The organism is Pedobacter alluvionis (assembly GCF_003664035.1).
GTDB lineage: Bacteria > Bacteroidota > Bacteroidia > Sphingobacteriales > Sphingobacteriaceae > Pedobacter > Pedobacter alluvionis.
In genome coordinates this window covers 448,916-469,486 of the sequence record NZ_RCCK01000012.1, presented here as the reverse complement: position 1 = coordinate 469,486, position 20,571 = coordinate 448,916, and the positions used below count along the sequence as shown (strand labels likewise).

Here is a 20,571-nt window from a genome sequence, read left to right as displayed (position 1 = left end):
GAAGGAAATTACAATACATAAGGTCGTCATTTCGAGCGGAGCGCAGCGCAGTCGAGAACCACAGAGTGCTCAGCGAAGCTAAATCTGTCCAGATAGATCTCTCCATTTCACTACGTTCCATCCGATAGTTATCGGATCGAGAGGACAACTTTTCTATTGAAGGTTGCCAATGTTAGTGGTGTTGAAAGTTACTTAGGTGGAGTTTGGAGCCGGGCATTTGGAGTTGATTAACCGATTTAAACATTAACCAGTTAATTATTGACTAATTAACTAATGACCAATGAACTGGTAAACAATAAAAAACTTTAATAAAGGGCTAAATGTTAGCCATTTATTAAAGTTTTTTTCTTTTGGGATGTTTTCGTATATTTACGATATATTCGTAATAATGGAAAAGTTAACATTACAGGAAGAAGAAGCGATGCTGGCTGTTTGGCAGATTGGAAAAGGTTTTATCAAAGATTTTATGGACGTGCTACCCGAGCCGAAACCACCATACACTACGCTGGCCTCAACGGTTAAAAATCTGGAACGTAAAGGCTTTCTGGTAAGCGAGCGTTTTGCCAATGCCAACCGCTACAGTGCAAAGGTTAAAGAAGTAGAATACAAAAAGCGTTTTATGAGCGGTTTTGTTAATAATTACTTTCAAAGTTCCTATAAAGAATTGGTTGCCTTTTTCGCAAAGGATAAGAAGATCAGTGCCGAAGAACTTAAAGAGATTATAAATTTAATCGAGAACCCTGAAAAGTAAAAGGCCATGCCACATTTCTTTCTCATTTTATTGAAAATTAACCTGGTACTGCTCTTGTTTTCTGCTAGTTACTACCTATTATTGAGAAGGTTAACTTTCTATTCCGTCAACCGGGTATTTCTGCTGTTTGGGATCATTTTTTCTTCGGCCTACCCCTTTATTAACCTCACCGAATTTTTTGCTAATCAGAAAGCTATACCTGCCTTTGTGCCTCAATTCAATCAACAAGTTAGTCAATTGGTACAACAGGATGCCGTTTCGATATTTTGGCAAGCATTAACCATATTCTTTTATGCTGGTGTTGTATTAATGGGCATGAGGTTACTGATACAGTTTGTTTCACTCTACAGGATGCATAAAAAATCTTCGCCAGATCAGTTAAACGATTATAAAGTGCGGATTTTAAATGATGAAGTAAGCCCATTTAGCTTTTGGCAGACTATCTATATTAATCCGCGATTGCATAAAAAACAAGATTTAAGCAATATTCTTGAGCATGAACGCGTACATATAGAAGAATGGCATACTTTAGATATTATCCTGGCTGAAATCTGCGTAGTTTTTTACTGGTTTAATCCAGGCGTTTGGTTAATGAAAAAAGCGGTAAGGGAAAACATTGAATTTATTACCGATGCAAAAATTTTAAGGAAAGGTATTGATAAAAAAGCTTATCAGTACAGTTTGCTAGATGTAGGTGCTTTACAACCATCAGTAGCTATTGTGAATAATTTTAATCTATCTGATCTTAAAAAAAGGATTATAATGATGAATGCCAAACGTTCACCGAAAGTGGATTTAACTCGGTATTTATTTGTGCTACCGATATTGCTCTGCGTCACACTCGCCTTTACTATTGATAAAAAGAATATAAAGAAAAGCTTAGCACCTTTAACCAACATGGTGAATGATGTTTTGCCTGAAAAGGTGACCGAGGTACAGCCAAAATCAAAAACAGTTTTAAAACCAAAAGCAAAAAAGAAAATCCTGATTAATACGCTCAAAGAACCTGCTACGGTTAATAAAATGACTTTCATTATCAAAAGCATTACCAATGGGGTAGATTCTTCGCGGAGATCGGTAGAGGATATTTTAAATGGCTTAGGCAAAAAAGTGAAGATCATGAGTTTTAAAACGGACGGTGATTTTAAAGGCAAAACTTTTGTACAGCACTTTAGCTTTACAGATACGGTAAAATCGGATCATAAAAATATCGATGTAAAAGTTTTAACCAAAAATGGCGAAGACCTGGAGGAACTGCCGATGTCCAGGAAAAAGGGAGTTGGATTTATGTATTTCATAAAATCAACCGCCACTACTTCTGATGCAAAAGATGGAAATCAACATCAAAATGCTAATGGAATAATGGTTGGAGAAAATACCTCTTATTTCCTGAATGGAAATAAGATCACAAAAGAAGAACTGGATAAACTGAACCTTAATAAAGTTTCTGATATGAAAATTGATAGAAATAATCAGGCTATCCAGATTACTACAAAACCCTAATTTCGCACAACTCTCGTCATTTAGAGGGTAGCGTAGAGAAATCTACTGTAGATATCTTCGTCCCAGGAGATGACGATTAGCCGATTTGAATTTAGTAAGATCGTCCCTTAGACCGCAGTGGAGAAATCTTTGAACTTGGTTTAAAGAATCTTTAAAAGATCTCTCCATTCCACTGCGCTCCAGTCGAGATTACGACCTATGTACTTAAAAGCTAAAAGTCGCCTTCAACATCGCCACTCTTCCAGGGATATAATAGGTTCCTGTAGTAAGAGAATTGGCTGAAAGGTAAACCGCATCAAAACTTTTGATATTCGCCAGGTTGGTGATGCCAAATTCAAAATCTGTTTTCATTTTCAGGTATTTGTATTTGAGATTCATATCCGCAAAAAGATATTTTAAATTGGGTTGTGTAGATTGATGAGTAAATAAATGTTCGGCCGATAAGTTTATATATATATTTCTAAAAGTGGTAATGGCCAGGGTAGACTGCTGCCTGAGCTGCTGAAAATTCGTTTTGATGGCGTCGGCCACTTTAGCTTTATTATCGGTAACCGAAAAATTTGCCAGGTAAGACCAATTAATAAAGTTGGTGAGTTTTGCTTCTATTCCCATTTTGTAAGAAATAGTTTGTGCATTAAATGCAAAAAGTTCGTTGTTCTGCAACTGATCATATTGGCTGTGCGAAAAACTAATGCCTCCACTTACTGTGCTTTTCAGCGCAAAAAGGTATTTGCTGGCGTTTGCATTAAAAAATAGGGTGCGGATGTGGTTGCTCAATGGCAATACCACCCTTTGCTGGAGGTTGTTATTTAAGGTGTATGAAGAAATGGTGTTCAGTTCGGCATCACTGTAATTGGCAGTCAAATTTACAAATAACATCTGCATGGCTTTTCTGAAATTAAACCCTGCACCAACATTATGGGTTTTCGATTCCGAAATGGGGGCATTATTGGCAAAAAGAGAGCGATAGTTTTTTAACACTGTACCCCGGTAAACATCATCAATTCCTCCTAAATCGTTACGGAAGCTATAATTTGCTGTCACATAATTTTCAACGCTGGTTTGATACTTTATAGTCAGAGAAGGGTTTAGAAACAATTTATTCAGACTCTTGTCCAACTGATTGATGTCATCACTGTATTTAATCAGGTTATAACTTAAAGGCAAGCTCAATCCAACTTTTAATTTATCGTTAGTAAATTCGTATGTGGCATCGGTATATATCTTGGTTTTTAGCCAATCAAGGTCATTTACGGTATTGCCAGATACAAGTTCGGTCTGCTGGTTGTTTTGTGTGCGGTAAAGTTCCGAATTGAGCTTTTGTTGCTGCACATTAAAACCTGCCTTATACGTTTGAAAGAAATGATTGTTTACAAAAGCAAAAGAAGCATAGTTATTGGTGTACCAGGTTGGTATTTTGATATACTGGCTTAAACCAAGATAACTGTTCCCATTGTTTAAAATATCAGCATTAAGTCCTGGGTTTATGTTTAAGTTTTCAGGTTGTGTAGTACGGTTTAAATAGGAGTACAGGTTAATTACATCTTCTGACTTTAACTTTTTACGGTAATTGAACTCGTTCGAAATATCGAGTGTTTCCTGCCGCAATACCTGATTGGCTGCCACATTATTGATTACAAAAGCCGAAGATGTTTTAAAAGGCGCATAATCGAGGACAAAATTATTGTTCAGATAGTATTTTTCTGCATTTCCGTTCAGGTTAAATTGCGCCCTTAATTTTTGTGGATTAATGGCATTGCGCTGCGTTTCTGCATAGCGGATAGTTTGATTGGGGAGATAAGTTTCCGAAAATTTGCTGTACTCCTGATGCCGCTGATCATACAAATATGAAATATTGGCCCTTAACTGAAGATCGGGATTGAACTTGTACAGATTGTTCAGGTTAATCAATCCGGCTTTATTAAAAAGATACCTGCTTTGCGGCAAGGAGGGCACTCCCGCGGCACCTGTTGAGAGCAGTCCGTTAGGTTTATCATTATCCAGTTTCTTTAAATAATCAGAGAAATTGTGTGCAAAAAGGTCGCCACCCGGATCGCTGCCGATGTTGTTTCCTTTAACGTTGTTAATAAATTTGAGTTTTTTATTAAAAAGCATGGCCGTAAGGTTTTCATCAAAGCGGTTGGGGATGCCAGCGCCAACGGTGGCATCGCCCATTACTTTAAGCTTGGCTTCATCTTTAATCACCAGGTTTATGGCAACATCATCGTTCATGTTATTTTTACGCATCATTTTAATGGGTTGATCGTTTTGGATCACCTGTACCTTATCAACTGCGCCATGAGGGATACTTTTGGTGCCTATATTGTATTTATCGTCTAACAAATTATCGCCATCTACATAGAGGTTCGAAATCGATTTACCGTTGTAGCTGATTTTGCCATCTTCAGCAACTTCGATTCCCGGCATTTTCTTGAGCACATCACCAATACTTCTGTCTTGTTTACCGGCAAAGTCAGATGGCCTGTAATTTAAGGTATCACCATTTGCCGTTAAGGATGGACGTTTTTTTACCGTCACGGTTTCAAGTGCTGTTTCACTGTTTTGCATAATGAGTTCGTAACTTTTGGTTACGTCCGTTATAACCGTGCTCAGTTTTTTATAACCAATGCTCGAGGCTTCAATTTTGTAGCCCGTAATCTGGTCGTTTTTTAGAGGGATATTAAATTCTCCATTCCGGTTGGTTCGCGTAAAGTTTATGGTATTCCCTTCAGGATCCTTTAGGCTTACATTAACCAGTTCAATCGCTTTTCCATAGCTATCCTTAACCAAACCTTTGATTGGCTTTTGTGCCAGGGCAGAAAAAGATGTGAGGAAAAACGTCAGCATTATTACATAGCTTCTCATTTCTTCCCTGGAATTTCGATTGGATTGTTGATCTCAGGTTTACTGATAGCTGTACCTCCAGTCGGGCGTGGAGCAGGATTAGCCTTAAAAGAACCTTGCATGCCACTTGCGGCCATTTGGGCCTGCATAAAACCTTGAGGGTCTTTATCTCTTGCGGCTTTAAGTTTGTCTAGTTCTTTTCTGGTAGTTTTAATGGCATCCGCAGGTAATTTAATCTCTGGTCCCAGGTAAGCGGTACTTACATCTATCCCCACCATTTTTACTACTCCTGTGCCATTGGGCGTTACAATTTTGCCATCTTCACCTGAGTTTGTTTGGTTGGCATCGTCTTTTACGTTTTCAAGACCAGCGAATGTAAATTTTACTTCTTTTTTCTCATCATAAGCCTCTATAATCAAACCTGGTAACCCGTTTAATTTCCACGGACCGCTTTGAAAAGGAATTTCTGTGGCAAACCAGGCAACCCATTTTCTACCTTTAAAGGTTGCTGTTGCTTTCTGGCATGGTATCCCTGAAAAACTCATGGTGTCTTTTAAAATTTTCCAGTCAATTTGTGGAGCAGTTTCTTCAATCAGGTAATTATTAAATAAGCGCTCTTTGGTAATCATTTTATGCTCATTTGCAAAAAAGAAATAATCTTCCTGTGTTAATGGAACTTTCATTTCACTTTTCACCTCGATTTTGATATTGGAGTTGCCCGCTTGATTTTTCATTTGTTCTTGAATCTGCTTCTGGGTATTCAATGCTTGGTTCAGCTTATCATAACTGGTGTATACAGAAGCATTTTTTCCGGTTACAAGCAGCATATTTTCAGTATGTGGTTTATCCCTTTGAGTAGTATCACTTATGTGGATAAAAGTGTATCTTACTCTTGCCAGGGCTTTATCAGGGTTTTGGGCTTTTACTGAAAAGCTTAGTACTGTTGCTAAACAGATAATTAAGATTGGTTTCATGGGTTTTGGTTTAAGTTGTTTATTTAGTTTTCGTAAATCTACGAATTATTCGTAGATAAAAAAGTGTTTTAACATTTTTTAACGAAGGGAAATAAGTAGAATCTTTAGCTGCGGAGACACAGATTAACACGGAGAATTATTGGCATTATCCTAAGCCGAAGGAATAATTTGTCATTCTGAATGTAATGAAGAATCTCTCTGGGCTGAACTTAGGTTCTACGTCTATTAAGTAAGGATTCTTCACTGCGTTCAGAATGACAGTTAACTTTGAAGGAATACTATCAGTAAAATGTCTGGAAATGAGCGGATTGCGGTTCTTGGTTGGCTTCAGTCCTTTAAACTTTATCCCAGTGGAAAAAATCGGGATGTTCGCTGCATCCGATAGCTAGCTATCGGATCGGGTTTATGAACATGGGTTCTGCACGCTGCAACCACAAAAATGAAATGCTGTCGTAGCCAATTAGCCCCGGTTGAAGCGATACCCTACAGCAACGAGGTACGAGGAAGCGAAGCGTATAAGCGTAAAACGGGAAGAAACTTGTTATTTTGTACTGGCCCTCCGCTCCAACTAAAGGTTATTTGCTTATGATGATTTGGAAATGAGCGGCTTGTGGTTCTTGGTTGGCTTCAGTCCTGCTTTACGCTTTACTCCGTTGCACTTCGTGTTCGCTCCAATCAGGTTTAGGAACAAGGGTTCCTGCACCCTTAAAGCCCCGAAAATGAAATGCAGTTTGGTGGTTGAAGTATAAAACAAGAAGAACTTACTTGTTTTATACTTTATAAGCAGGTGCTATGATGGAAAGCCAGGACAGATTTAAAGAATTATTGAATCATTATTTTCGAAAAATACAGTTTAAATATTGACTAAATCGATCCTGAACTCCTTAAATCTTCCGAATCCTGATCCTATATGATTTTAGTTGAAAATATTTTCGATATGTGTTTGTGTGTTAATTGAATTTGTTCTATATTTGCACCTCGTTAAATAAAAATTAAAAAACTAATATTTAAACAATGTACGCAATAGTAAATATAGCAGGGCAGCAATTTAAAGTTGCTAAAGACCAGCACCTTTTTGTACACAGATTACAAGGAGATGAAGGCGCTAGTATTGAATTTGATAATGTATTGTTGGTTGACAACGGTGGTGCAATTACTGTAGGTGCTCCTGCAGTTAAAGGTGCTAAAGTTTCAGCTAAGATCGTATCTCATTTAAAAGGTGATAAAGTAATTATTTTCCACAAAAAACGTAGAAAGGGTTACAAAAAGAAAAATGGTCACCGCCAGTTTTTCACTAAGATTCAGATTTCTGACATCACTCTATAATTAATTGTTAACCCAATAATTCGCTTTTTAGCGAGTTACAAAATATAAAATCATGGCACACAAAAAAGGAGCCGGTAGTTCGAAAAACGGACGTGAATCGCATAGTAAGCGTTTAGGTATTAAAATTTTCGGTGGGCAATTAGCTATCGCTGGAAACATTTTAGTACGTCAACGTGGAACAAAACACCACCCTGATAAAGGTGTTGGTATTGGTAGAGACCACACTTTATTTGCTTTAGTTGATGGTACTGTAATTTTCAGAAAGAAACAAGATAATAAATCTTATGTTTCTATTCTTCCTATCACTGAAGCTGAAATTGAAGCAGCAATAGCGAAAGCACCAGTTGCTAAAAAAGCGGTTGCAAAGAAAGAAGTTGTAGCTGAAGAAGCTGCTCCAGTTAAAAAAGCACCAGCTAAAAAAGCTGCTAAAAAAGACGAAACTACTGAAGAAGCTGCACCTGCAGAATAATTAGTAACGAACTCATAATGAAAAGTCCCGATGCAAATCGGGACTTTTTTTGTTGGTAGGGTTCATTACTTCATGGTTGATAGCCATAATGTTTACAGCGATCGCTTAAATCTTAATTTTTCTTAATTTCTTAATGGTCAGAATATGAAAGTTGCTTAATTATTTAAAGCAGTTAATTGATTCTAACGCCAAGCTATTACCAGTCCTTCGACTACGTTACCATTGACACACTCCAATAAGAATGATCGTCATCTCGACTGTAGCGCAGCGAAATGGAGAGATCTATCTAGGCAGATTTAGCTTCGCTGAGCACTTCGTGGTTCTCGACTGCGTTGCACTCCGCTCGAAATGACGACAGTTTGAGGAAACTATATACTTAAGCTTTTATTTATATTATGAATTACCCCTCAGGGTGACACATCGTGGGAAAAATCGATTAATAGACTCCAGACTGTCGACTCCGGACTAATGTGTTAAACGCTGTTAAATAACAAAAATTAACATTTGCGACGATTAGATTTGGGCATTGATTTAAAAATTAATCCAAATGAATCTGAAGAAAATATTCTTATTAATTCTATCGCTTATTTCTAGCCGGTTATTGTATGCACAGGAGGTAGAAGAAAATATCCGCATGGTTAAGCCATTTAAGGCCGATGGCATATCGAATGAATGGAACGAACCGCTAAATGAATACAATGACGCTACCAAACTAGCCTTCGCTTTGGCCAACGATGACAAAAATTTATATATTATTATAGAATCATTGGATCCCCAGACTACTTTTAGTGTGTTAAGAGGTGGCATTACTTTAAATATTAATACAGCAGGGAAAAAGAAGGATGGGATGAAATTAACTTTTCCGCTGATGGAAAGACCACCAATGCCGAAAGAAGGGGAAGAGCATCATGAGTATAATGCTTTATCCCCTGATAAAGAGATGCATGGTCTGGCGACAATGAATAAAAGTATTAGGGTTGCAGGATTTAAAAATATTCCAGATGGTGAGTTGCCTGCAATAAATCAAGATGGCATTGAAACCGGAATGAGCATTCATCCAAATAGAGATCTGATTTACGAATTGAGCATTCCATTGGCGCAACTACAGGTTGGCCTGGATCTTAAAAAACCGCTTGTTTATAATATTAAAATAAATGAGCCTGGTAAATCCAGTTTTAAAAGAGAAGGTACTCCTGAAGGAGGAAACAGAAGTGGAGGAAGATCTGGAGGTAGAGGAGGAATGGGAGGTGGCGGCATGGGCAGAAGTGGCCGTGGCGGTATGGGAGGCGGAGGAAAAATGGGTGGTGGTCAGAGACCAATGCAAGGTGGCGAGTTAGCTGCTAAATCTGCTGATTTTTGGATTAAATATAAATTGGTGAAAGCTTAAGGAAATATATGAAGTACGTCATCTCGACTGAAGCGCAGCGAAATGGAGAGATCTTTAGATATAGATTTCTCGGCTTCGTTGCTCTTCGCTCGAAATGACGAATACCTTAATTAATGCTCTCTTGCCATTAACTGATCAGTAAGCGTTAAGAGATTTGATTTTCTTTCTTCACTCACACTAATCTGCGCAAATACGGCCAGCGCTTTGTTGAGGTAATTGTTCATACTTTCTTTAGCAATATCCTGAATATCCAAGGTATCGTAAACCTGGCGCACTGTATCTATCTTTTCCTGGGTGTTAAATTCTTTGGATGCTGTCCAGGTATCCAATGATGCTCTGGTTTCTCCATCGGCAAGCTCGAATGCCTTTAATAGCAGAAATGTTTTTTTGTTGGCTATAATATCACCACCAACCTGTTTTCCGAATTTTTCCGGATCAGCGTAAACGTCTAAAATATCATCCTGTAGCTGAAAAGCAATGCCGATATTTTCGCCAAACTGATAAATTAAGTCTGCATCTTTTTCTGAAGCACCGGCGATAATTGCTCCAAGCTTTAGTGCACCGCCCAAAAGCACCGCAGTTTTTAACCTGATCATGTTGATGTATTCTTCAATGCTCACGTCATCACGACCTTCAAATTCCATATCTAACTGCTGACCTTCACAAACACCCTGAGCAGTAGCATTAAAAGTATCCAACGCATCTTTAAGAAAGATTGGATTTACTTTAGCCAGGTTTTTATTGGCCTCTACCATCATTACATCGCCACTTAATATGGCTACGTTGGTACTCCATTTTTCGTGTACAGTGGCTTGTCCTCTGCGCAATGGCGCATTATCCATAATGTCATCGTGAACGAGCGTAAAATTATGGAAAATCTCAATGGCCATTGCTGCGTGAACTGATTGGTTTGCATCCTCGCCGAATAGTTCGGTGGCCATTAAAACCAATAACGGTCTTACACGCTTTCCGCCAAGGTTAATAATGTAAGTAATCGGATCGTAAAGCTGTTTAGGGTGATCCGGAAGCTTTAAATTTTGTATTGCAGTATATAAAATTTGCTGTAATTGTTCTGTAGTATGCATGCTTTGCTTTGAACATTGTGTTTTCGGGCACAAATGTCTTAATTTTTAATCAGGAATTAAGGTAAAATCGATTTGACGTTTGGAAAGATCTACTTTTTTCACCCTGATCATCACTTCATCTCCAAGTTGGTATTTTTTCTTTTTGCGTTGGCCTACAATACAGTAGTTTTTCTCATCAAGTACGTAAAAATCATCTGATATGTCTCTTAAACGAATCATGCCTTCACATTTATTCTCTTCAATTTCTACGTACATTCCCCACTCGGTAACGCCAGAAATAATCCCTTTGTACTCCGTACCTATATTATTTTCTAAGTATTCGGCTTGTTTATATTTAATAGAGGCTCGTTCGGCATCTGCGGCCCTCTTCTCCATAGCCGAAGAATGTACACAGGCGACTTCGTAAAACTCCATGTCTGCCGATTTACCACCGTCTAAGTAAGTTTGTAAAAGCCTATGTGCCATCACATCGGGATAGCGACGAATAGGGGAAGTAAAGTGGGTATAATATTCGAAAGCCAGACCATAATGACTGGTTTTTTTAGTTGAATAGATTGCTTTTGCCATTGACCGGATGGCCAGCGAAGTTAAAATGTTTTGTTCTTTTTTGCCCTCCACATCGGCCATTAAATTGTTCAGCGATTTGGCAATTTCTTTATCTGATTTGGTATTGATTTTATAACCAAAGCGCGAAGCAAATGTTGCGAAAGTATTCAGGGTTTCCATGTTTGGCGAATCATGCACACGATAAACAAAGGTCAGTTTGTCTTTTCCTTTAGTTTTCTTGGCGATAAATTCGGCAACTTTACGGTTGGCTAGAAGCATGTAGTCTTCAATCAGTTTATGGGCATCTTTACGCTCTTTTACGTAAACACCAATGGGTTTGCCCGCTTCATCCAGTTTGAATTTAACTTCGGTACTTTCGAAACTGATGGCGCCGTTTTTGAATTTACGGTCGCGAAGGATATAGGCTAATTCGTTAAGTTTTAATATTTCCTGAGCGTAATCACCTTCTTTATTCTCAATTACTTCCTGAGCCTCTTCGTAACTAAATCTTCTGTCTGAGTGGATTACTGTTCTGCCATACCATTCAGACTGGATGTTCGCCTGCTCATCCAGTTCAAAAACGGCTGCAAAACACAATTTATCTTCATGGGGGCGAAGTGAACATACGCCGTTGCTTAAGCGTTCAGGCAGCATCGGGATTACCCGATCGACCAGATAAACGGAAGTAGCGCGACTATATGCTTCTTTATCTAAATCAGTTCCCTGGATTACATAATGCGAAACATCAGCGATATGTACACCAATTTCATGATTTCCGTTAGGAAGTTTTTGATAGGAGATGGCATCGTCGAAATCTTTCGCATCTGCAGGATCGATGGTAAAAGTTAATACGTTTCTAAAATCTTTTCTTTTGGCAATTTCTGCTGCTGGAATTTCTTCAGGAATGGCATTGGCTTCGCGCTCTACCTGTGGTGGAAATTCTAATGGAAAACCATACTGGGCTAAAATAGCATTCATTTCGGTATTGTTCTCGCCCTGGTTACCCAGTACATGTTTAACAATACCGATTGGGTTTTTTGCACTTTCAGGCCAATCTGATAAGGTTACCAATACCCGCTGACCGTTTTTGGCTTCGTGAGTATCCGCCAGAGGTACAAAAATATCGTGCATCATTTTTTTATCATCCGCAATTACAAATGCAAAACGATCTGATATCTTGATAACACCTGTAAAATCTGATTTTGTTCTTTTAAGGATTTCGACAACTTCTCCATCGTTTTTACGACCGCTTTTCTTTGCAAAAACATAAGCCTTTACGGTATCACCATGCAATGCATTTTTGAGTTTTCGTGGAGCTACAAAAACATCTTTCTCAAATTCATCTTCCGGAATGATATATGCTGATCCATCGGCAGTCATATCAACCGTACCGATAATAAAGTTCTGCAGTTCTTTAAGTTTAAATTTACCTTTTTCTGGTTCTAAGAAAATTCCTGCACTTTTCCCTTCTTTTAAGATCTCGAGAATGGTTTCTCTTGATTCCTGATCGTTCAAATTTAATTTGGCCGAAACCTGCTTGTAATTAAGCAGCTGATTATTGTTTTTTTCAAAAACATCACTAACCAATTGATTCAGAACTAATTTTATACTTGCCGATTTTTTCTTTGCCATACGCTAAACTGAATTTACCGAAGATACAGAAAAGATGCTCAGGATGGAAAATATAGGGGATAATATGTAAAATCGATGATGGTTTATCGTTTAATAGTTCATTTGTCATTGGTTCATTAGTACAGCAAACAGGCTACCTGGCTGATGGTCTAATAGCTCATAGTTAATAGCCAAGACTGGTTAGGGAAAATTGCTATTGACTATCAACGATTAACCATGAACCAAATAAATAATATCCCAGATTAAACTTTATTTCTAGCATTCATTCCATCTTATGGATTATGGACTACGGATTAACCTGATCTCCGCATAAGTAATTTTCTTCCTTTCGGCAGTATAGGTTAAATGTATGTTCCCTTTTTTATCCTGAATAATGGCCGGGTAACTATACTCACCTTTATCGTGGTTTTCTAAGGTATAAATGTTTTGCCAGTTTTCACCATCGGTTGATAGGGCCAGTTTTAATACCGATCTGCCTTCCCACCAGTTCTTGCCTGCTGTTAACGGATTGTAAATCAGTAATTGCCGGCCATCTTTTAGCGTTACGGCATCGCTACCCGAATTTGGATTAGGCAATTGAGTAGCCTTAAGTTTTGACCAGGTTTCGCCATAATCATCCGACCAGCTTTGTACAATCACATTCTGCCTGCTTCTGCACAATAACTGTAACCTCCCATTTGGATAAGTTAGAATAGAGGGTTGGATTACACCAAAAGTATCACAGTTAATATTAATCTTTTTCCAGTTTTTACCATCAGCATCTGATTTTTCAATATGGATTGCCCATGTTTTTTCATCTAAACTTTCTGTACTTGAAGGATAAAGAATTGTTCCATTTGGCAATTGAATAGGTTTGTTTTTGATTGGTCCTAGAAAATCTTTAGGCAATTTATGTGCTTTAGACCATGTTTTGCCATTGTTAACAGATGTTTTATATTCTGCCCACCAGTTTCTTGGATTTGCACCAACTTTATAGTGTAAAAATAAAGTGCCGTTTTTTGTTTTAAAAAGAACAGGGTTCCAGCAGGCAAACCGGCTTGTATCGCTGACTATCCCATTTGCTATTTCGATCGGTTGGCTCCATTGTGTTCCGGTTTTTATTGACGACCAGATTGCGACGTCTTTACTGCCTTCATGTTTTCCGCCAAACCAGGCTGCCATTATTTTTCCTTTGCCTAAATCAACCAGGGTAGAGGCGTGACAAGCCTCGAATGGAGCCTTTTCAAAAATAGTAGTCGACTGAATGATTTCCACTTTTTGCGCAGAAACCTTTAATGAAAGAAAAATTATGGTAAAAGCAATTGAAATATATTTAAGCATTTCTGTTATTGGTGTCCTGGTATAGCCTCGATCAGCTTTTGAGTATAAGCTGCTTTTGGCGCATAAAATATCTGCTCTGGAAAACCTTCTTCTTCAATTTTTCCTTTATTCATCACTAAAATGCGGTCTGAAATATGCTTTACAACCGCCAGGTCGTGAGAAATGAAGATATAAGTGAGCCCGAATTCGCTTTGAAGATCTTTAATAAGGTTTAAAACCTGCGCCTGAACGGAAACATCTAAAGCAGATACCGATTCGTCGCAAATGATAAATTTAGGTTGTAAAGCCAAAGCCCTGGCGATAACCACACGCTGCCTTTGTCCGCCGCTAAATTCATGCGGATATCGGTTAAAATGTTCTTCTTTTAAGCCAACTTTATCGAGTAATTCCAATACTTTTTGCTTACGCTCTTTATCGTTACGGTATAATTTATGCACCTGTAATGGCTCTAAAATCGATTGACCGATGCTTAATTTTGGATTTAAAGAAGCATAAGGATCCTGGAAAATGATCTGAATGTCTTTCCTTAATTTACGCAAATCATTTCTTGAAATGTGCGTAATGTCTTCGCCATTAAATATGATTTCGCCGGATGTTGGCTGGATTAATCTTAAAATGGTGCGACCCAGCGTAGTTTTACCACAACCCGATTCGCCGACCAGACCTAAGGTTTCGCCAGGAAAAACCTCAAAATTCAACTGGTCAACGGCTTTAACATAATCAGTCGTTTTGCCGAAAAGGCCGTTGTGGATAGGATACCAGGTACACAGGTCTTTAATCTGAAGTAAAGGTTTCTGGGTGTAAAGTTTCTCTCTCCGTGCGGCTATTTCTGCTGCTGTGAGTTGGTTTGAAGCCTGTAAATGTGCCGAAGCATCATCAATTTTTCCGGTGAGGAAATCGGCTACCACAGGCAATTTTTTTAATTGTAGGCCAGGTGAGGGGCGACAGGCAAGCAAACCTTTGGTATATGGATGTTGAGGATTTTCGAAAATAGATTTCGCCGAGCCTTGCTCTACGATTTCACCTTTGTACATTACAGCAACTTCGTCGGCAATTTCATTTACTACACCTAGATCATGCGAAATGAAGATCATCGCCATGTTCCGTTCCTGCTTCAATTTTAACAGGAGTTGTAAAATCGTTTTCTGAACGGTTACATCTAAAGCTGTAGTGGGTTCATCGGCTATTAATAATTTTGGATCACAGCTTAAGGCCATGGCAATCATTACCCTTTGCTTTTGCCCGCCTGATATTTGATGTGGGTAGCTATCAAATATTTTCTCTGGGCGGGGTAGCTGTACCTCATTGAACAGTGCAATGGTATGTTTTCTCGCTTCTGCTTTATCTACCTTTCGATGTAACATGATGGCTTCTGCTACCTGGTATCCGCAGGTAAAAACAGGGTTGAGGGAGGTCATGGGTTCCTGAAAAATCATCGAGATCTGGTTTCCCCTGATCTGGCGGATTTCATTCGAGCTGAGATTGAGCAAGCTAATTTCTTCAAAATCTATTTCTCCCGTAATTTTTGCCGTACGTTCATCATGCAAGCGCATAATGGAGAAAGAGGTAACTGATTTTCCAGAGCCTGACTCGCCAACAATACCTAAAACAGTTCCTTTTTTTACATTAAAACTGATCTGTTTTACGGCTTTAAACCAGGTTTTTTCTTCCTGGTTATAAAAATCGATATTTAAATGCTCAACGTTTAACATTAGGTTACAATGGTAATGTTTTCTGCCGGAATTATGTCCATACCTTTAAATTTTAACAACACCTGGGCGGTAGTAATTACATCTTTCTGGCAATAGGTAACAATTCTATCGAGATTTTTTTCTTCATAATAAACTTGTCGAACCTGCGCACCGTTGATATCATCTTTTGGTGTAGGAATATCTAAAATAGCGGCCAAAAGGTTTAATGAAGTAAAATGTTTGTAATCGCCGAATTTCCAAAGCTCCATCGTATCGATGTGGTTAATCTCCCAGGGTTTTTTGCCAGAAAGCTGTAATTGAACCGGAATTTCTATGCCGTTAACCAATAACCGTCGGCATAAATAAGGAAAATCAAATTCTTTTCCATTGTGTGCACAGAACATCAAACTAGGCGTTTGTTTACTCAACAAAGCAGAAAACTGGTGCAGCATTTCTTTTTCATCGTGGCCAAAAATGGATTTGATGCGCAATGAAGCGGATTTGCCCTGAATACTGAAAATACCCAGGCTGATGCAGATAATCTTACCGAATTCGGCCATGATGCCGGCTTTTTCATAAAATTCTTCCGGACTTTGGTCAGAACTTCGCTGATAATGAGTTTTTTGTTCCCAAAGTTCCTGGAAATGGGGTGGTACATCCTGAAAAGATGGATATTGAGGTACAGTTTCGATATCGATAACCATTACCTGATTGAGATCTAAAGCTTTTAGCATACATCGATAGTTTTCAGTTAACAATTTACTATTTTCAATTCATAATTATAGCCATCATTAATTATTGGTTTATTGTTTTTTTTGTTTTCAGATGATTCGTTACAATCATTCTTTAAATTTAAACAGCTTTGGATTAAGGTAGATTTCTGGATACTAACTTATCGGTTGAGCAATTATTTTTGTCGTTGGAGGTTAATAATTTGGTCATAAACATTCTTTACATCTTCAATAAACTCAAGACACGCTGGCTGCTTTACGCGCCTGGCCATTCGATACCCTGCATCATGGAATTTCTAAAGTCAGTTGGTCCTAATGTAATTGTCCCACTATTATCAGATTTTTGACTAATTGTGATGTCGCTTAGGGTTCTGATATTTAGTGACTTGATTTCTCTGCTAAATATTCCCGTCTTAATAATAATTCTGTCCGAAGTAATTGCGTAAACGGTATTCGATCTCTTTTTTGCGTCGATAAAAAATCTTCCTATAGTGATGTATAGTCCCACTAAAACAAATGGAATGCCCCAAAGCTTAAAGAAAAAAGGCGCATCAGTGGTAATGATATTTGTTTCCCAGAATACAGCAAACCCGGCCCAAAGCAAACTAAAGGGAATTAAGAATGTATCTGAGATTCTAAATAAAATTCCTGCCTTAGGTTTTCCTGCCCATATTAGTTTTTCGTCTGTGCTTAAATTAGATTTTAGTTCGTTTTCGATCTCGTAATTTGTCATTTATTTAGATTGTTTGGTTTGATTTATTGTTGTGTAAATTGTTGTTTCTAGGTTTTTGTTTGGTCTGATTTCAACACGCGAAATTTCAATTTAATATTAAAATTCGAGAAAATAAATCACTTTCTTTTCACTTGTTTGTAGCTTTACTGTTTTTTTGAAATTTATTTTATAAGTTTAGATATGGCAAAAAGTAAATTCGAGCAATCTTTAGCAGATGGTGCTCACCAAAAGCTTCAAAATTTAATTGGTACCTGGGATGGGATAACCAAAACCTGGTTTGAAAAAGATGTGCTGATAGATGAATCTCTAGTTGAAGCAAAAATTACTTCTATTTTGGGTAATCGTTTTATTTCTATTGATTACCAGGGAAGTTTGGAAGGAAAAGCTTTTGAAGGTAAAATGATTATTGGTTTTGATATTCCCTATCAAAGATTTACGTCAAGCTGGGTAGATAGTTTTCACATGGGTACACAAATTATGCTTTCGAGTGGCGTTGCTACAGGGAATGGCTTTTCAGTGTTTGGAGAATACGGCAGTCCGGAGTATGGCGAACAACTTTGGGGCTGGCGAACCACGCTTGAAATAATTAACAAAAATGAAATCGTGTTAACGGCTTACAATGTTTCGCCGGAAGGAGAAGAAGCAAAAGCTACTGAGACGGTTTATAAGAGAAATTAAATATTGTTGGTCGGGATTTGTAATCCCGACTTGAGAACACTAAGGTGGATTATAAATCCACAACTCTTTCAGTCGAGATTGCAAATCTCGACTAACATTATTTTAAACCTCGCAGGTTTTAAAAACCTGCGAGGTTTTGGATCGATTAAAACAAGCTTGGCGAAGCCTGATTCGCCATTACCGGGATCTTTAAATCAGTACCTACCGCTTTATTCAGTTTCTCGGTAAAATAGGCTGAAAATAGTGGAGACGAAAGTTCCACATTTTGGTGCACAAAAAAATACAGATCCTGTAAACCTTGCTCTTTCCAGACCACAATTCTTTCGATCCAATCATCTAAACGTTTTTTATCGATTTCATCATCGTTCGCGCCTACAAAACGTACAAAAGCAGTTGGCGTGGTTAAACGCATGTGTAACATGTCTCTTCTGCCTGAGGTGTCGACAATGACGTTGCTTATACCATTATCTTCGAAAAGTCTGGCAAATTCATTCGCGATGGCGGGATTGGTAAACCATTCCGTATTTCTCACTTCAACACCCAGTGGAATTACCTTTGGAAATTCGTTGATCATGATTTTTAACCTCTCAAAATCTTTCGGTTTAAAGTTATCGTGCAATTGAAGAAAAGCCATTCCCAGCTTATCTTCGAAATTACTGATGGCGTCACAATACTGCTCTACCGGTTCCTTAACGTTGATTAACCTTTTAAAGTGACTGATGGTATTGGTTAATTTAGGAAAGAATTTAAAATCTGCAGGTGTCTTTTGCGTCCACGTAATTACCTGCTCGCGTGTAGGCATTCCGTAAAAAGTGGCATTCAATTCAATCGAATTAAACTGGGTAGAATAATAAGTCAATTCATCCTTTGTTCCTTTTGGATAAAAACCTTTTAAATCGGCCTTATTCCATTTAGCGCAGCCCACGTAAGCCTGGAAAGATTGTTTAGCCTTATTTGCGGCTAAAATTGCTGCTGTTTCAGGAGCATCAGCAGGAAGGGTATAATCTATAATCGAAGGATCGTCTACTTTACCGAATTGCATTGTAATATGGATTTATTTTACCGCTAAGTTAATAAAGAAAATTGTAAAGAATTTGGCATACGCTGTCGTCACCCTGAACCGAGCCTTAGCGAGCTCACCGTAGGTAATTTATTTCAGGGTCTATCCTGCATGAAAGATGCTGACCACGTAGTAGCTACAAGACAATTGAAAATACTAATTCTACTTGTAAAATAAATTCAGCATGACGATACGCGCTTAGTTTAGCTTAAAAAATAAGCTTCTGTAAGAGGTAAAAAACGTAAAAAGCGCCAAGTATAAACTTAGCGCTCTTTGCGAAAAACTTTGCGCTCTTTGCGGTTAAACCTAGTAACCTAGAATCTTCAACACCTGTTTACTATTTTGCTCCTCTCCAAAAACCTCAAAATTGAAACTTTCGTCACGGTTTCTGCGGATCAACACATGTTTCGGACTAGGCAATAAACAGTGGTGAATACCACCATAACCACTCAACACTTCCTGGTAAGCACCCGTGTGAAAGAAACCTAAATACTGCACTTTACGCGTTTTAGGCATAAAAACACTGTTCATGTGTGCTTCCTGGTTGTAATAATCCTGTCCATCACAGGTAATACCACCTAAGTTCACCCGTTCGTACTCTGCATCCCAATTGTTAATCGGCAATAAAATATATTTTTGATTTAAGGCCCAAACATCAGGTAAATTGGTGATGAAAGAACCATCTAACATTAACCAACGCTCACGGTCGTTCTGTTGTTTACGGCCCAGTACTTTATAAAGGATACCAGAAGCCTCCGCAACCGTATATTTTCCAAATTCGGTAATGATATCTGGTTCCATTACCTCGTGGATGGCACAGATTTCTTTAATCCTTTTCACAATTTCGTTTACCATGTATTCGTAATCGAAATCGAAAACCAATGAATCTTTAAATGGCATACCACCACCAATATCGAGGGTGTCCAAATCAGGATTGATTTTTTTGAATTTGCAGTAAAGGGTTACATATTTCTCTAACTCGTTCCAGTAATATGGCGAATCGGTAATACCCGAGTTAATGAAAAAGTGTAACAACTTAACCCTGAAATTAGGGTTATGCACGATTTTATTGTTGTAAAAATCGATAATATCTTCCATACGCACACCTAAACGCGAAGTATAAAACTGCGAGTCGGGTTGCTCTTCAGCGGCAATACGGATACCTAAATTACAAGGGGTATCAATATCAACCTCATCATCAAAAAGATTAAACTCCTCTTTGTTGTCTAAAACAGGGATAATATTGGTATAACCATCGTGCAACATATCAATGATATATTGTTTATACTGGTAGGTTTTAAAGCCATTACAGATGATGGTGGTATCTTTCGTTAATACACCTTTTTTCTCCAAAGCATCAACCATTGGCATATCAAAAGCCGAAGAAGTTTCCAGGTGGATGTTATTTTTTAACGCTTCTTCTACAATATGCTTAAAATGCGAGCTTTTTGTACAGTAGCAATATTTGTAATCGCCACGATAATTGTTCTTTAAAATAGCGGTCTGGAAAAGAATCTTCGCCTGCTGAATCTTCTTACTTACCATCGGTAAATACGTGAAACGTAGGGGAGTACCGTAAGTTTCGATCATTTCCATCAGGTTTAAATCCTGAAAATATAACTCATCATCTATAACATCAAAGCCTTCCTGTGGAAAACCAACGCTTAGATCGAGAAATTCTGAGTAACTCTGCATTTACTTTTAAATAATTTTTGCAAAAATGTAATTTTAAATCGAGAATTAAACGGTATTGAAAATATTTTTACTGTAAGGAAACGTTTAGCCTGATTATGATCTGGTCTTAACGTCTATTCGGTGGATTTTCCGTGCGTTCCGCGCTT

The 20,571-nt window shown here is 38.1% G+C and carries 16 protein-coding genes; 6 read left to right on the top strand and 10 right to left on the bottom strand.

Going from position 1 to position 20,571, the window contains the following annotated elements; genetic code table 11:
* Positions 1-388 precede the first annotated feature (388 nt).
* Together BCL90_RS15920 and BCL90_RS15915 are read left to right on the top strand one after the other, a co-directional pair.
* Entirely contained in the window at positions 389-751 is a 363-nt protein-coding gene (locus BCL90_RS15920; RefSeq protein WP_121284986.1) for a BlaI/MecI/CopY family transcriptional regulator, read from the top strand.
* A 6-nt stretch (positions 752-757) separates the two neighbouring features.
* Positions 758-2,254 carry a M56 family metallopeptidase gene (locus tag BCL90_RS15915; protein ID WP_121284985.1) on the top strand — a complete coding sequence of 499 codons (1,497 nt, stop codon included), beginning with the start codon at positions 758-760 and terminating at the stop codon, positions 2,252-2,254.
* A 204-nt stretch (positions 2,255-2,458) separates the two neighbouring features.
* Here BCL90_RS15915 and BCL90_RS15910 read toward each other — a convergent pair whose 3' ends face one another.
* Together BCL90_RS15910 and BCL90_RS15905 are read right to left on the bottom strand one after the other, a co-directional pair.
* A complete protein-coding gene (locus BCL90_RS15910; protein ID WP_166792221.1) occupies positions 2,459-5,101 on the bottom strand; it encodes a TonB-dependent receptor in 2,643 nt (880 codons plus the stop codon).
* Between the two features lie 14 nt (positions 5,102-5,115).
* The gene (locus tag BCL90_RS15905) at positions 5,116-6,072 is read right to left on the bottom strand and encodes a GLPGLI family protein (protein ID WP_121284983.1); all 957 of its coding nucleotides are present in this window, start codon (positions 6,070-6,072) and stop codon (positions 5,116-5,118) included.
* Between the two features lie 1,014 nt (positions 6,073-7,086).
* Between BCL90_RS15905 and rplU the strand changes: the two genes are divergently transcribed.
* The 3 genes from rplU to BCL90_RS15890 all read left to right on the top strand — a co-directional run bounded on the left by rplU (position 7,087) and on the right by BCL90_RS15890 (position 9,254).
* Positions 7,087-7,398 carry a 50S ribosomal protein L21 gene (rplU, locus tag BCL90_RS15900; RefSeq protein WP_025146774.1) on the top strand — a complete coding sequence of 104 codons (312 nt, stop codon included), beginning with the start codon at positions 7,087-7,089 and terminating at the stop codon, positions 7,396-7,398.
* A gap of 52 nt (positions 7,399-7,450) precedes the next feature.
* Entirely contained in the window at positions 7,451-7,867 is a 417-nt protein-coding gene (gene rpmA / locus BCL90_RS15895; protein WP_121284982.1) for a 50S ribosomal protein L27, read from the top strand.
* Positions 7,868-8,414: 547 nt separating this feature from the next.
* Complete coding sequence (locus tag BCL90_RS15890) at positions 8,415-9,254, top strand: hypothetical protein (RefSeq protein ID WP_121284981.1); 840 nt, start codon at positions 8,415-8,417, stop codon at positions 9,252-9,254.
* A 110-nt stretch (positions 9,255-9,364) separates the two neighbouring features.
* Here the strand turns inward: BCL90_RS15890 and BCL90_RS15885 are convergent, their stop codons facing one another.
* The 6 genes from BCL90_RS15885 to BCL90_RS15860 all read right to left on the bottom strand — a co-directional run bounded on the left by BCL90_RS15885 (position 9,365) and on the right by BCL90_RS15860 (position 16,992).
* On the bottom strand, positions 9,365-10,339 hold the full coding sequence (locus BCL90_RS15885) for a polyprenyl synthetase family protein (RefSeq protein ID WP_121284980.1): 975 nt from the start codon (positions 10,337-10,339) through the stop codon (positions 9,365-9,367).
* Positions 10,340-10,384: 45 nt separating this feature from the next.
* Positions 10,385-12,517, bottom strand: a complete 2,133-nt coding sequence (gene rnr, locus BCL90_RS15880; RefSeq protein WP_121284979.1) for a ribonuclease R — start codon at positions 12,515-12,517, stop codon at positions 10,385-10,387.
* Between the two features lie 279 nt (positions 12,518-12,796).
* The gene (locus tag BCL90_RS15875) at positions 12,797-13,837 is read right to left on the bottom strand and encodes a sialidase family protein (RefSeq protein WP_121284978.1); all 1,041 of its coding nucleotides are present in this window, start codon (positions 13,835-13,837) and stop codon (positions 12,797-12,799) included.
* A 5-nt stretch (positions 13,838-13,842) separates the two neighbouring features.
* On the bottom strand, positions 13,843-15,549 hold the full coding sequence (locus BCL90_RS15870) for an ABC transporter ATP-binding protein (RefSeq protein WP_121284977.1): 1,707 nt from the start codon (positions 15,547-15,549) through the stop codon (positions 13,843-13,845).
* The gene (locus BCL90_RS15865; RefSeq protein ID WP_121284976.1) at positions 15,549-16,262 is read right to left on the bottom strand and encodes a 3'-5' exonuclease; all 714 of its coding nucleotides are present in this window, start codon (positions 16,260-16,262) and stop codon (positions 15,549-15,551) included. The genes BCL90_RS15870 and BCL90_RS15865 overlap by 1 nt, the downstream gene beginning before the upstream one ends.
* A 253-nt stretch (positions 16,263-16,515) precedes the next feature.
* Positions 16,516-16,992, bottom strand: coding sequence for a PH domain-containing protein (locus tag BCL90_RS15860; RefSeq protein ID WP_121284975.1), 477 nt, complete (start codon positions 16,990-16,992; stop codon positions 16,516-16,518).
* Between the two features lie 180 nt (positions 16,993-17,172).
* Here BCL90_RS15860 and BCL90_RS15855 point away from each other — a divergent pair, with 180 nt between their 5' ends.
* Positions 17,173-17,670: a DUF1579 domain-containing protein gene (locus tag BCL90_RS15855; RefSeq protein ID WP_121284974.1), complete on the top strand. Its 498-nt coding sequence runs from the start codon at positions 17,173-17,175 to the stop codon at positions 17,668-17,670.
* Between the two features lie 145 nt (positions 17,671-17,815).
* Here the strand turns inward: BCL90_RS15855 and BCL90_RS15850 are convergent, their stop codons facing one another.
* The gene (locus BCL90_RS15850) at positions 17,816-18,712 is read right to left on the bottom strand and encodes a DUF72 domain-containing protein (protein ID WP_121284973.1); all 897 of its coding nucleotides are present in this window, start codon (positions 18,710-18,712) and stop codon (positions 17,816-17,818) included.
* A 324-nt stretch (positions 18,713-19,036) separates the two neighbouring features.
* Positions 19,037-20,425 carry an arginine decarboxylase gene (locus BCL90_RS15845; protein WP_025146786.1) on the bottom strand — a complete coding sequence of 463 codons (1,389 nt, stop codon included), beginning with the start codon at positions 20,423-20,425 and terminating at the stop codon, positions 19,037-19,039.
* Positions 20,426-20,571 lie beyond the last annotated feature (146 nt).

Bases quoted from the DNA above. Each gene is read 5' to 3' on its own strand.
- rnr (WP_121284979.1), bottom strand. From the start codon at position 12,517: ATGGCAAAGAAAAAATCGGCAAGTATAAAATTAGTTCTGAATCAATTG.
- BCL90_RS15915 (WP_121284985.1), top strand. From the start codon at position 758: ATGCCACATTTCTTTCTCATTTTATTGAAAATTAACCTGGTACTGCTC.
- BCL90_RS15920 (WP_121284986.1), top strand. From the start codon at position 389: ATGGAAAAGTTAACATTACAGGAAGAAGAAGCGATGCTGGCTGTTTGG.
- BCL90_RS15855 (WP_121284974.1), top strand. From the start codon at position 17,173: ATGGCAAAAAGTAAATTCGAGCAATCTTTAGCAGATGGTGCTCACCAA.
- BCL90_RS15860 (WP_121284975.1), bottom strand. From the start codon at position 16,992: ATGACAAATTACGAGATCGAAAACGAACTAAAATCTAATTTAAGCACA.
- BCL90_RS15885 (WP_121284980.1), bottom strand. From the start codon at position 10,339: ATGCATACTACAGAACAATTACAGCAAATTTTATATACTGCAATACAA.
- rplU (WP_025146774.1), top strand. From the start codon at position 7,087: ATGTACGCAATAGTAAATATAGCAGGGCAGCAATTTAAAGTTGCTAAA.
- BCL90_RS15845 (WP_025146786.1), bottom strand. From the start codon at position 20,425: ATGCAGAGTTACTCAGAATTTCTCGATCTAAGCGTTGGTTTTCCACAG.
- BCL90_RS15890 (WP_121284981.1), top strand. From the start codon at position 8,415: ATGAATCTGAAGAAAATATTCTTATTAATTCTATCGCTTATTTCTAGC.
- rpmA (WP_121284982.1), top strand. From the start codon at position 7,451: ATGGCACACAAAAAAGGAGCCGGTAGTTCGAAAAACGGACGTGAATCG.
- BCL90_RS15870 (WP_121284977.1), bottom strand. From the start codon at position 15,549: ATGTTAAACGTTGAGCATTTAAATATCGATTTTTATAACCAGGAAGAA.
- BCL90_RS15875 (WP_121284978.1), bottom strand. From the start codon at position 13,837: ATGCTTAAATATATTTCAATTGCTTTTACCATAATTTTTCTTTCATTA.
- BCL90_RS15910 (WP_166792221.1), bottom strand. From the start codon at position 5,101: ATGCTGACGTTTTTCCTCACATCTTTTTCTGCCCTGGCACAAAAGCCA.
- BCL90_RS15865 (WP_121284976.1), bottom strand. From the start codon at position 16,262: ATGCTAAAAGCTTTAGATCTCAATCAGGTAATGGTTATCGATATCGAA.
- BCL90_RS15850 (WP_121284973.1), bottom strand. From the start codon at position 18,712: ATGCAATTCGGTAAAGTAGACGATCCTTCGATTATAGATTATACCCTT.
- BCL90_RS15905 (WP_121284983.1), bottom strand. From the start codon at position 6,072: ATGAAACCAATCTTAATTATCTGTTTAGCAACAGTACTAAGCTTTTCA.